The sequence below is a fragment of the Sandaracinaceae bacterium genome (assembly GCA_020633055.1).
Taxonomy (GTDB): domain Bacteria; phylum Myxococcota_A; class Polyangia; order Polyangiales; family Houyiibacteriaceae; genus JADJJE01.
Genome location: JACKEJ010000012.1, coordinates 335,748 through 347,236 on the forward strand (window position 1 = coordinate 335,748; position 11,489 = coordinate 347,236).

The 11,489-nt window shown below is 71.7% G+C and carries 9 protein-coding genes; 8 read left to right on the forward strand and 1 reads right to left on the reverse strand.

The features are described from left to right. Positions 1-37: 37 nt before the first annotated feature. The 5 genes from H6726_27775 (at position 38) to H6726_27795 (ending at position 7,026) form a co-directional block, all read left to right on the forward strand. Complete coding sequence (locus H6726_27775; GenBank protein MCB9661478.1) at positions 38-874, forward strand: AgmX/PglI C-terminal domain-containing protein; 837 nt, start codon at positions 38-40, stop codon at positions 872-874. Further along, the gene (locus H6726_27780; protein MCB9661479.1) at positions 871-1,962 is read left to right on the forward strand and encodes an acyl-CoA dehydrogenase family protein; all 1,092 of its coding nucleotides are present in this window, start codon (positions 871-873) and stop codon (positions 1,960-1,962) included. Before H6726_27775 ends, H6726_27780 begins: the two co-directional genes overlap by 4 nt. Next, positions 1,959-3,104: a hypothetical protein gene (locus H6726_27785; protein ID MCB9661480.1), complete on the forward strand. Its 1,146-nt coding sequence runs from the start codon at positions 1,959-1,961 to the stop codon at positions 3,102-3,104. Before H6726_27780 ends, H6726_27785 begins: the two co-directional genes overlap by 4 nt. An 86-nt stretch (positions 3,105-3,190) precedes the next feature. Then, entirely contained in the window at positions 3,191-4,261 is a 1,071-nt protein-coding gene (locus H6726_27790; protein ID MCB9661481.1) for a 4-hydroxy-tetrahydrodipicolinate synthase, read from the forward strand. A 59-nt stretch (positions 4,262-4,320) separates the two neighbouring features. Further along, positions 4,321-7,026 (forward strand): CehA/McbA family metallohydrolase, encoded by a 2,706-nt coding sequence (locus H6726_27795; protein MCB9661482.1) that lies wholly within the window; start codon positions 4,321-4,323, stop codon positions 7,024-7,026. Positions 7,027-7,170: 144 nt separating this feature from the next. On the opposite strand, the gene metF is transcribed toward H6726_27795, so the two are convergent. Next, positions 7,171-8,088 (reverse strand): methylenetetrahydrofolate reductase [NAD(P)H], encoded by a 918-nt coding sequence (gene metF / locus H6726_27800; GenBank protein ID MCB9661483.1) that lies wholly within the window; start codon positions 8,086-8,088, stop codon positions 7,171-7,173. Between the two features lie 48 nt (positions 8,089-8,136). Between metF and H6726_27805 the strand changes: the two genes are divergently transcribed. Genes H6726_27805 through H6726_27815 form a run of 3 tightly spaced genes read left to right on the forward strand, consistent with a single transcriptional unit; the run spans position 8,137 to position 11,390 of the window. Further along, a complete protein-coding gene (locus H6726_27805; protein ID MCB9661484.1) occupies positions 8,137-9,249 on the forward strand; it encodes a quinone-dependent dihydroorotate dehydrogenase in 1,113 nt (370 codons plus the stop codon). 12 nt (positions 9,250-9,261) lie between these two features. Further along, entirely contained in the window at positions 9,262-9,741 is a 480-nt protein-coding gene (locus H6726_27810) for a polymer-forming cytoskeletal protein (GenBank protein MCB9661485.1), read from the forward strand. 20 nt (positions 9,742-9,761) lie between these two features. Beyond that, entirely contained in the window at positions 9,762-11,390 is a 1,629-nt protein-coding gene (locus H6726_27815; protein ID MCB9661486.1) for a GMC family oxidoreductase N-terminal domain-containing protein, read from the forward strand. The last annotated feature ends 99 nt before the right edge of the window (positions 11,391-11,489 follow it).

Here is an 11,489-nt window from a genome sequence, read left to right on the forward strand (position 1 = left end):
ACGCGGACGGAGTCGGCGTAAGAGGAGCATGAGTTCGATGAAGCACACGGTTCGTTCCTGGTGGTGTCTGTTGGCGCTGGCCTCGCTGCCCTTCGCGGGCTGCGGCGGCGGTGAGGGAGGCGAGTCGTCGTCCACGGGCGACGGGTCCGGGAGCACCAGCAGCGGCGGCGAGGCGCAAGGCGGCGGGACGCACGGGAGCGACGAGGGCACGGCGGCGTGGCCTGGGGACGGCTCCGAGGCACAGCCCCAGGGCGAGCCCGTCGCGGCAGAAGACGGCATGGAGGTCGAGGGCATCTTGGGGTCGCTCGCGCAGTCGACGATCACGCGCGCCATGTCGCAGCGCATGGGACGCTTCAGCGACTGCTTCGCGCAGCGCTACGACGCGCTGCCGGTGCTCGCGGGCGCCGCCACGTTGGCGTTCCGGGTGCGTGGGGACGGAAGCGTGCGCTGGGTGCACCTGGTGAACTCCACGGTGGGCGACCGAGAGACCGAGCGCTGCGTGCTCGGCGCCGCTGCGGGTATGCGCTTCACGCCTGGCCCGGTGGGCGGCGACGCGGAGTTCCAGGACACCATCGAGCTGCAGGCGCCCGACGACGTGCGGCCGCCGGTGGCGTGGCAACCGTCGCGCCTGCGCGCGACCCTGCGCACGGCGGGCTCCGGCCTGCGCACGTGCAACGTCCCGGGTGACGACCTGCGCATCACCGTCTACGTGGACCCGGGCGCGACGGTGGCGGCCGTGGGCGCGTCGTTCGTCCCACGCGACCCGTCGGCCGACTCACAGGCCGCGCTCGACTGTGTCACCCAGGCGGTGGCCCGCTGGCCTTTCCCCGACCCGGGCTCCTACACCGCCAAGGTCACGTTCGAGGCGCCGTGAGCGGCGACGCGCGGGCGACCTGGCTGGCCACGGCCCAGGCGCACGGCCAGCGCTTGCGGGAACGCGCGGCGCAGCACGAGGCCGGCGAACACGTGCCCCTCGACGTGTACCGTGCGCTCGCGACCGACGGACTGATGGCGGTGCACGTCTCGCCTGCGATGGGCGGCGCCGGGCGCAGCGTCACCGACTACGCCGACGCCATGATGCAGGTGGCGAGCGGCTGTGCGTCTACCGCCGTGACCATGGCCGTCACCAACATGGTCGGTGAGGTGCTGGCGGCCTTCGCCCAGCCGAGCGTATCGGCGCGCTATTGCCCGCTGCTGGCCGCTGGGGGGCTGGGGGGCTTTGCGCTCAGCGAGACACAAGCGGGGAGCGACCCCGCGGGCATGCGGACGCGGGCCACCCCGCTCCCCGACGGCGGATTCCGGCTCGACGGCGACAAGCAGTGGATCAGCCACGGCGACAAGGCCAAGGTGCTGGTGGTGTGGGCCCGCACGGAGCGCGGCATCTCCTGCTTTGCCGTGCCGGGTGACGCGGCAGGCATCAGCGTGGTGCGCAAGGAGGACAAGCTCGGCCTGCGGGCGTCCGCGACGTGCGCACTCGCGCTCGAGGACGTGCGCGTGCCCTCCGAGGCGCTCATGGGCGAGGACGGGCGCGGGTTCCGGGTGGCCATGATGGCGCTCGACGGAGGGCGCATCGGGATCGCGTCTCAGGCCATTGGCATCGGCGAGGGCGCGCTCCACGCGTTGCGCGCGCACGTCGCGGCGAGCCGCCCGGGACAGCTCGCCGAGTTTGCGCTGGCCGACTGCCGGACCCGCCTCGACGCGGCCAAGCTGCTGGTGCATCAGGCGGCGGCGCTCAAGCAGCAGGGGCGCCCCTTCACGCGGGAGGCCAGCATGGCGAAGCTCTTCGCCACCGAGGCCAGCCAGTGGGTGTGCGACACCGCGGCCGACCTGGTGCCTGCGGGCCACCCCGAACGCGCGACGGTAGAGCGCTGTCAGCGCGACGTGCGCGTGACGCGCATCTACGAGGGGACCAGCGAGATCCAGCGCCACGTCATCGCGCGCGAAGTGATGCTGCGCGCGTGACCCGCGTGGCCCCGATGCCGGTCACGTCGCTCGTTCGGGTCCAGGGAGGGCGCTTCGTCCGCGGAGGTCCCGCTGACACGGGGCTCGGGTCGGGGCCCTTCGTGCCGCGCGGCGTCGGGAGCTATCCCCTGCTCGACCACAGCGGTCGCGGGCGCGTCCAGCACGTGCGCGACGTCTTCGCGCAGGCCCGCGACCTCGACCGTCCCCTGGTCCGCACACACGCGTTCTTCGACGGGGGGGACAGCCCTGCGCGCCTTCGCAACGCGGACGGTACGCCGCACGAGCCCGGGCTGCGCGCGCTGGATGGCGTGCTCGCGGAGGCCCGCGCGCACGGGGTGCAGCTGCTGTTGCCCGTCGCCAACCACTGGCCGGACTACGGCGGCGCGCGGGCCGTGGCCGGCATGGTGCTCGGCGCGTCTCGAGCGGCAGCCGATCCGGACGCGTTCTATCTGGACCCGCGCTGCGTCCGTGCCCAGCAGGTCCACATCGAGGCGCTCATGGGGCGCGTGAATCACCTGACCGGCGTGCGCTACGGGGACGATCCAACCGTCTTCGCGTGGGAGCTCGCGAACGAGCCCCGGCTCTCGCGTGCTCCTCGTGCCCGGCTGCGTCGACTCGTGCAGCCCAGCCGCCGGCTCGGTCCAGCGCTCGCCGCTTGGGCAGTCGCCATGCGGCGCGCGTTCGACGCCGGCGGCGCGCAGCAGCTGGTGGGGTGGGGGGGCTCGGGGCACCGGGGCACGCACGGAGAAGACATGGAGCCCGTCCTCGCCAGCGGGGCCGTCGACTTCGCGACGCTGCACCTCTACCCCTTCGCCACGCACCCCGCGCTCCTGCGCCGCGTGCCCTGGGACGCGCGGGCCAGCGCCGCGGTCGGGGTCGGCCGCGCCATCCTCGCGGACCGTGCCGCGCTCGCCGCCCGCTACGGGCTGCCGCTGCTGGTCGAGGAGCTGGGCTGGAAGACGGGCGCGCACACGCTCGGGTGCGAGCGCCTCCAGGTCATGCGCGGCCTCCTGCAAGCGGCGCGCGAGCTGTCGGTCGGGACCCTCCCGTGGATGATCGCGGAGCGTGGCCGAGCCGACTACGACGGGCTCGTCATCCGACCCGAACACGCCGCGCTCTGGGACCTGCTTCGTGCTGCCTAGCGGGCGCGCGCGGACCACGCCGGGCGGTCTCACCCGCGCGCAACACCTGATGCGAATTTCCATCGGGCTGCTATGTTCGGGCGGTCATGCGCAAGCCCTTCGATCCCCATGGAGCCTTCACCGCCCTCGTCACACCCTTCACGGGGACGGGGGACAAGGCCAAGTGCGACGAGGGGGCTTTCCGCGCCAACATCGAGTTCCAGATCGCGAACGGCATCACCGGCCTCGTGCCCTGCGGCACTACCGGCGAGTCGCCCACGCTCACCTGGGACGAGCACAACCGCGTCATCGAGCTGTGCGTCGAGGTCACCGGGGAGCGCGTCAGCGTCCTGGCGGGCACCGGCAGCAACAGCACCGACGAGGCCATCTGGAGCTCGCGGCACGCGCGCGACCTGGGCGCCAGCGCTGGCCTGCTGGTGGACTGCTACTACAACGGCCCGAGCTCCCTCGAGCTGCGCGAAGAGTACTACGAGCGCGTGCTCTCGGCCGTGTCCGACTTCCCCATCGTGCCCTACATCATCCCCGGCCGCAGCGGCTGCGCGCTGCTGGCGCCCGACGTGGCCATCCTGCACCAGGCGTCCCCGGAGATGGTGCCGGCCGTCAAGCAGGCCACCGGCGACCTCGACCGCATGGCCGAAGACCGCGAGCTGGCCGGCGACACCCTCGCCATCCTCTCCGGCGATGACGACCTCACGCTGGCCATGATGAGTGACCAGCGCATTCGGGCCAGCGGCGTCATCAGCGTGATGACCAACCTCGTGCCCGGCGCCATCACGGAGATGGTGCAGGCCCAGGCCGCCGGCGACGAGGCGCGCGCGCAGGCCCTCCAGGAGCAGCTCAAGCCCCTGTTCGCGTTGGTGGGCTGCGCCGTGCCCGCCACGCGCCGGCTCCCCTCGGGCCGCGAGGTGGCGACCGTCGACAAGTTCCGCAACCCGAGCGCCGTCAAGACCATGATGGCGGGCCTCGGCATGCTCACCCACGGGCTGCGCGCGCCCCTTGGCTCGATGAGTCAGCCGGCCGTGGCGCGTTGCCGTGAGGCCCTCCGGGCCGTGCACCAGCAAACCCCCGATCTCCTCGCGCCCATCGAGGAAGCCTTCTCCGTGTCGGTCGCAGCGCGGCTGGCGGACGACGAGGTCTGGTCGGGCCTTTGTCGCTGAGCGAGCACGACACAGGCCGGCCGTCGTTCGTGCGCCGGCATCAGCGCACCACCCGCGTCATGATCGCGCTCACCGTGGGGGTGGGCATCGCAGGCTGCGCCACCTTCTTCGCCATCCGCCGGTACAACCGCGGACCGCGCGAGATGACGCGCGCTGGCGTGGTCATGCGGGTGGTCGAGACCGAAGAGCGCGCCCCGCGGCGGCTGGGGCTCGTGGCGGCGCGCGGCGACGTCCTGATCGAGAGCGACACGCTGCGCGTCGTCATCGCCGGGGGAGGGCGCACCGAGACGCCGCTCGGGGCCGTGCTGGAGGCCTCGCTCGCCAACGGTGAGGGCCTCGCCCGAGGCGCGACGCTGGTGCCTATCGTGACCGATGGCGAGCGCGAACACCCCATCGTGTTCGAGTCTTTCCGGCTGGTCGAACGCGGTGACGACGACCAGCGCGTGGCGTTGCGCCTCACGGGTCACGCGCGTGTCGGCGGCCATGACGTCCGGGTGTATCTCGAGTACCGCCTGAGCGACGACCGGCACGCGTTGATGATCAGCACGCAGCTCATCGCCGAGCACGCCGTCGAGCTCGCGCCCGCGCTGGTCGTGAGGTGGGGAGGGCACGCACCCTACGTGCCGGGCCATGGCCGCGTGGTGGGCGCCATGGAGGCCGTCGCGCCGGTCGTGGGCGCCGATATGCGCGGTGCCGAGGGCATCACCGGGGCTGCCGTGTTCGCCAGCCACGCGCCGCTCCACGTCCACACGGAGACCCAACGACACGGCACGGTCGAGGACCTCGACCAGATGCGCGCGGCCGTGGCCGTTTTGCCCCTCGAGCCCGACCAGCCGCGCACGCAGACCTTCGGGTTGGTGCTGTCCGAGTTCGGCCTGGCGGACGCCGTGCGGCGCATGGGTTGGCTCGAAGGTCAGCCCTTTCCCGAGGTGTCGGTGCGCGTCCCGGGCGCCCCCACGGGAACGCGTGTGCGTCTCCGGCGCGGGGGCGTGGAGCTGATCGTCGCACAGGCGGACGCCCGCGGCGTGGCCGTGGTCCCCCTGCTGGGCGACCCGGACGCGTCCGAGCCCTACGTGGTCCAGGCGGAGGCCTATGGATACCTGCCGAGCGAGCCGCTGGCGGTGCAGGCCGGGGAGCGTGTGCGTCTCGTCATCCCAAAGGGCGGCCAGGTCTGGGTACGCCTCGGCGACCTGCGCGGCACCCCGCTGCCCGCGCGCATCCGCATCCTCGGGCGGGACGGAACCGACACGCCCAACCTGGGGCCCGACTACCTCGCGCGTGGCGCGGGCGAGGCCGTGGTCACGGCCACCGGCGAGGCCATCGTCCCGCTCCCGCCGGGCTCCTACCGCGTCATCGTCAGCCACGGACCCGAGTGGTCCATCGTGGTCAGCGACGTCGTGGTGACGGAGGGCGAGCGACCCGCCATCGACGGACGCATCGAACACGTGATCCCTCCCCGCGGTTGGATCGCCTGTGATTTCCACGTCCACCAGGCTCCCAGTGACGACAGCTCCGTGTCCATCGAGGACCGTGTCGCGACCTTGGTGGCCGAGGGCATCTCGTTCGCCGTCCCGACCGACCACAACGAGGTCAGCAGCTACGCTCCTGGCATCGAGGCGCACGCCCTGGAGGACTTCGGCACGGTCACCGGCGTGGAGGTGACTACCTGGGACCCCAACTTCGGTCACTTCAACGCGTTCCCCTATCCCCTCGACGCCGAGCGCCCGCACAACGGCGCGCCCGTCCACGTGCAGCGCACCCCCGCCGACCTGTTCGCGGAGCTTCACGCCACGCGGGCAGGCATGCTGGTGCAGGTCAACCACCCCCGGCTCGAGCCCAACATCGGCTACTTCGACCTGACGGGCTTCGACCCCGCCACGCTCACGGCCACGGGCTTCTACGACCCCGGCTACGACCTGATCGAGATCTGGAACGGGTACGACCTGGCCCGCCCCACCTACGTCGAGCGCGTGTTCCAGGAGTGGCTGGCCCTGCTCGAGGGGGGCGTCCGCGTGGTGGGCACGGGCAACAGTGACTCGCACCCCGTGCGCTACCACTGGGCGGGCTACCCACGCACCTACGTCTACGCCCCCGACGGTCCGCGGGACCCAGAGCGCGTGCTGGAGGCGCTGCGCGCTGGGCGTGTGTTCGTCACCAGCGGGCCGTTCCTGGAGGCCAGCATCGAGGGGCAGCTGCCCGGCGGTCGCGTCACCGCCCGTGACGGTGAGGTGCTCGTGGACGTCGAGGTGCGCGCGCCGGCCTACATCGACGTCGAGGAGCTGCAGGTCTTCGTCGGGCGCTCGTTGGTGCACACCATCCCCATCCGTCACGCGCGGCCCGTCGTGGACCCGGCCCCCACCGCGGCGCGCGACGCGCCTCCGATCGTGCGCTACCAGGGTCAGCTGCGTGTCCCCATCGAGCGGGACTCCCCCGTGGTGGTGCGCGTCCGCTCGGCGACGCCGATGGACGACTTCTTCGGCCGCCGTGGGGTCATCCCGATGGCCTTCACCAACCCCATCTTCGTCGACGCGGACGGCGACGGCGCGCTGCGCTGGTTCCCCGTCGTGGACGCGGGGGTCGGCGCCCGCGGCGGTAGCGCTCGTGAGCAGGGGGTGGGCGCGCCACTGCCCGAGGCGGGTCCGGCGGGGGAAGACGCAGCCGCCGGGTCTCAGCCCGAGGCGGACGCGGGCCCGCGGCAGCCCGCAGTGGGCGGGGGCGGTTCCGATGTCGCTGCGCCGAACGACCAGGCCGGAGCCGAAGGCTGAGGCGCGCTCGGGGGTCGTCCGGTCGTCCATGCGAGCGACCAGGTCAGGGACGATGGGCACCCCCCCCCAGATGCCCCGGTACGACACGTCGGAGTGGGCCCGAGAGCGCTGGCGACGGGTCTCGGCGTTCCCGACGGCCCCGCGTCAGAGAGCCGAGCGGGTCAGCTGCAGGATCTCGAAGATGGCCCGTGACGCGGGCGACTTGTTGAGCGTGTAGAAGTGGATGCCCGGCACGCCCAGCGGGGCGGTCCCGAACACGTCGTCACGCGTGGGCTCGAGCAGCTGCCGGCACTGATGAGCGGCGTACTGCACGCCGGCCCAGAACACCTCCTGCGGGTCGTCCTCGATGGTCTCGAGGTGCTGCGCGAAGCGCTCAGGGAACTTCGCGCCGCACATGGCCGTGAAGCGTTGGATCTGCTTCACGTTCGTGACGGGCATGATGCCGGCCACGATGGGCACGTTCACCCCGGCCGCATGGGCGCGCTCGCAGAAGCCGAGGAAGCTGGCGTTGTCGAAGAACAGCTGCGAGACCAGGAAGTCCACCCCAGCGTTGACCTTGTCGACCAGGTACGCCAGGTCGGCCTCGGCGCTCTCGGCCTCGGGGTGTACCTCGGGGTAGCAGGCCGCGCCCACGCAGAAGCGGTCGCCGTAGCGCTCGCGGATGAACGCCACCAGCTCGGCGCCCTGGGAGAAGCCGCCGTCCACGGTGACGAAGCGCTCGGCCCCCTTCGGAGGGTCGCCACGCAGCGCCAGCACGTTCTCGATGCCCAGCTCGCCCAAGCGGTCCAGGATCTCCGCGATCTCGTCGCGCGTGGAGCCCACGCAGGTGAGGTGCGCCATGGCCTCGATGCCCAGCTCGCGCTTGATGCGGCCCACCAGCTCGATGGTGCGGCTGCGGGTGCTGCCGCCGGCGCCATACGTCACCGACACGTAGTCGGGGCGCAGCTTGGCCAGCTGCTCCAGGCTCTTCCACAGCACGGTCTCTCCGGCTTCGGTCTTCGGCGGGAAGAACTCGAAGCTGAACACGGGGCGCTTGTGGGCGAGGCGGTCGGCGATGCGCATGGGGCGCACCGTAGCAGTCCCCCGGCACGCTGCTAGGCTGCCGCCGCGATGCTCTACCGTACCCTCCTGCGGCCCCTGCTGTACCTCCTGCCGGCGGAGACGGCGCACCACCTCACGTTCGGCCTGCTGCGCGCTTTCGCGCGGGTCCCGCTGTTCCGGCGCCTGCTGAAGCGTGTGTGCTCGGCCACCAGCCCGGCGCTCGTCACCCGCGCGCTGGGCATGCAGCTGCCCAACCCGGTGGGCTTGGCGGCGGGCTTCGACAAGGACGCGCAGGGCTTCGAGGCGCTGGGGGCGCTCGGCTTCGGCTTCGTCGAGGTGGGCACGCTCACGGGGCAGGCACAGCCAGGCAACCCGAAGCCGCGGCTCTTCCGCCTGGTGAAGGACCGCGCGCTGGTGAACCGCATGGGCTTCAACAACGGGGGCAGCGCGGCCGCGGCCGAGCGCCTGGCCGAGCCCCGCGAGACGCGCGTGGGCGTGAACCTCGGCAAGAGCAAGGTGGTGGCGGAGGAGGACGCGGCCGCGGACTACGTGCTGAGCGCGGAGCGGCTGGCGGCGTCGGCGGACTACGTGGTGGTCAACGTCAGCTCGCCCAACACGCCCGGGCTGCGCAACCTGCAGGCCGTCGAGAAGCTCCGCCCGTTGCTGTCGGCGGTGCAGGAGGCCGTCGCGCGCGTCGCGCCCGCGAACCGTCAGATCCCGCTGCTCGTGAAGATCGCGCCGGACTTGGCGGACGAGGACATCGACGAGGTGGCGGACCTGGCCACCGAGCTGGGGCTCTCGGGCATCATCGCCACCAACACCACCATCTCGCGCGCCGGGCTGCGCTCGCATCCCGCGGCGGTCGAAGCCTGCGGCGCGGGTGGGCTCAGCGGCGCCCCCCTCGAGCAGCGCGCGCTGGCGGTGCTGCAGCGGCTGAGGGCGCGTGTGGGGCCCGACATGACGCTGGTGGCCGTGGGCGGCATCGAGACGCCGGAGCAGGCCTACGCCCGCATCCGCGCGGGGGCCAGCCTGGTTCAGATCTACACGGGCTTCGTGTACCACGGCCCGCTGCTGCCGAAGCGCCTCGCGTTGGGCCTCGAGCGGCTCGCCCGTCGCGATGGGTTCGAGCGGGTATCCGACGCGGTCGGTGTGGACGCCCCTCGGCCAGCCACCGAAGTTTGATACGCTGCGGGGATGTCTCGCACGCTCCTCCCCCTCCTGCTCGTCGCGCGCTCACGTGCGTTCCAAGCGGCGCTCGCCTGCAGTGCCCTCGCCATCACGTCCCTCGCCGCCCCGAGCCGCGCGGCGGCTGACATCACCATCTACCGGGGCGGGTCGCGCTGGGCCGTCATCGAGGACGACGGCGACGTCTACATCAACGGCAGCCGCGCCGGCGAGATCGAGGACGACGGGGACGTCTACGTCAACGGCAGCCGCGTCGGCGAAGTGGAGAGCGACGGCGACATCTACCGCAACGGCAGCCGCGTGGGCGAGATCGAGAGTGACGGGGACGTCTACATCAACGGCAGCCGCGTGGGCGAGATCGAGAGCGACGGGGACATCTACTTGAACGGCTCACGCTGGGGGCAAGCGCAGAGCTGCTGCGCGAGCTACACCCAGCTGCAGAAGGTCGTAGCCGTGCTGGTCTTCTTCGACAGCGGCTACGCGCGCTGAGCCGACCCTCCGAGACACCCATGACCTCACCCAAGTACGACTACATCGTGGTCGGCGCTGGCTCGGCCGGCTGCTGCATCGCCAACCGACTCTCCGCGGACCCGAGCGTGCGCGTCTTGCTGCTCGAGGCGGGGGGCAAGGACAACAACCCGGTCATCAAGATGGGCATCGGGTTCAGTCGGCTCATGTACGACAAGTCGGTCAGCAACATCTACGAGACCCAGCCGGAGCCCAACCTCAAGGGGCGCCGCGTGCACGTGGTGCGTGGGCGCGTGATGGGCGGGTGCAGCTCCATCAACGGGCAGGTCTACATGCGCGGTCAGCGCCAGGACTACGACGACTGGGCGGCGCTGCCGGGCTGCGAGGGCTGGAGCTACGACGAGCTGCTGCCGTACTTCCGCAAGTCCGAGCACTACGAGCCGGGCCCCGAGAGCGACTATCACGGGCGCGGGGGCGAGCTGAACGTCACGTACCCGTCGTGGCACTACGCCATCACCGACGCGTACCTGGACGCGGCGGTGAGCATCGGCATCCCCCGCAACGACGACCTCAACGGGGAGAACCAAGAGGGCATCGGCCTGATGCAGCTCAACCAGAAGGACCGCCAGCGCTGGAGCTCGGCCGACGCGTTCCTCAGCAAGGAGGTCAAGGCGCGCCCGAACCTGGACATCACGGTGCACGCGCACGTGCGGCGCGTCGTGCTCGAGGGCAAGCGCGCCGTCGCGGTCGAGTACCAGGACAAGCGCGGCAAGGTGCACCGCGTGGACGTCGCGCGCGAGGTGGTGCTGGCGGCCGGCGCGTACAACTCCGCGCCCATCCTCGAGATGTCGGGCATCGGCCGCGCGGACGTGGTGGCCAAGCTGGGCGTCACGCTGCAGCACGAGCTGCCCGGGGTCGGCGAGAACCTGCAGGACCACTTCCAGCTGTGGGTGCAGCAGGGGGTCAAGACCAAGCAGGTGCTGTCGGAGGACGGCAAGTTCCCGCGCGTCGTGTTCAACACCTTCAAGTACCTGTTCACCAAGCAAGGGCCGCTCACATTCCCGGCGGCCAACGTGGGCGCGTTCATCCCCAACCAGGGCGCCGAGCGGCCCATCTTCCAGATTCACTTCACGCCTGGCGCGGGCACGCAGGACGATCAGGGCAACATGGTCGCCAGCAAGGAGCCGGGCGTGAACTCCACGGTGACGGTGGTGCGACCGACGTCTCGCGGCAGCGTGCACGCGAGCAGTGTGGACCCCACGTCGTTCCCCGACATCGTCCACAATTACCTGGACACCGAGCACGACCGCGCGCTGGCCGTCGAGGGCTTCAAGCTGCTGCGCGCCATCTTCGCCTCGGAGAGCTTCGCGCCGCACGCGACACACGAGCTCATCCCGGGCAGCAGCGTGGTGACCGACGAGCAGATCCTCGACTTCTGGCGCACCGACGGCATGAGCGTTTACCACCCCGTCGGCTCCGCCAAGATGGGTGCTGCGGACGACCCTCTGGCTGTCGTCGACAACGCGTGTCGCGTCCACGGTCTCGAGGGGCTGCGCGTGGTGGACGCCTCGGTGTTCCCGCTGCTGCCCTCGGGCAACACGCACGCGCCCACGGTGGCCGTCGCCGAGCGCACATGCGACCTCATCTTGGGCAAGCCGCTGCTGGCCTAGTCCTGGCCTGGTCCTGGCCTGGTCCTGGCCTGGTCCTGGCCTAGTCCGGGCTTGGCCCACCGGAGTTCGCCACGCGGCTGACGTCTCAGACGACGCGCG

Excerpts from the sequence above, each read along its gene's own strand:
- H6726_27795 (MCB9661482.1), top strand. The coding sequence starts at position 4,321 with ATGATCGCGCTCACCGTGGGGGTGGGCATCGCAGGCTGCGCCACCTTC.
- H6726_27815 (MCB9661486.1), top strand. The coding sequence starts at position 9,762 with ATGACCTCACCCAAGTACGACTACATCGTGGTCGGCGCTGGCTCGGCC.
- H6726_27775 (MCB9661478.1), top strand. The coding sequence starts at position 38 with ATGAAGCACACGGTTCGTTCCTGGTGGTGTCTGTTGGCGCTGGCCTCG.
- H6726_27805 (MCB9661484.1), top strand. The coding sequence starts at position 8,137 with ATGCTCTACCGTACCCTCCTGCGGCCCCTGCTGTACCTCCTGCCGGCG.
- H6726_27790 (MCB9661481.1), top strand. The coding sequence starts at position 3,191 with ATGCGCAAGCCCTTCGATCCCCATGGAGCCTTCACCGCCCTCGTCACA.
- metF (MCB9661483.1), bottom strand. The coding sequence starts at position 8,088 with ATGCGCATCGCCGACCGCCTCGCCCACAAGCGCCCCGTGTTCAGCTTC.
- H6726_27810 (MCB9661485.1), top strand. The coding sequence starts at position 9,262 with ATGTCTCGCACGCTCCTCCCCCTCCTGCTCGTCGCGCGCTCACGTGCG.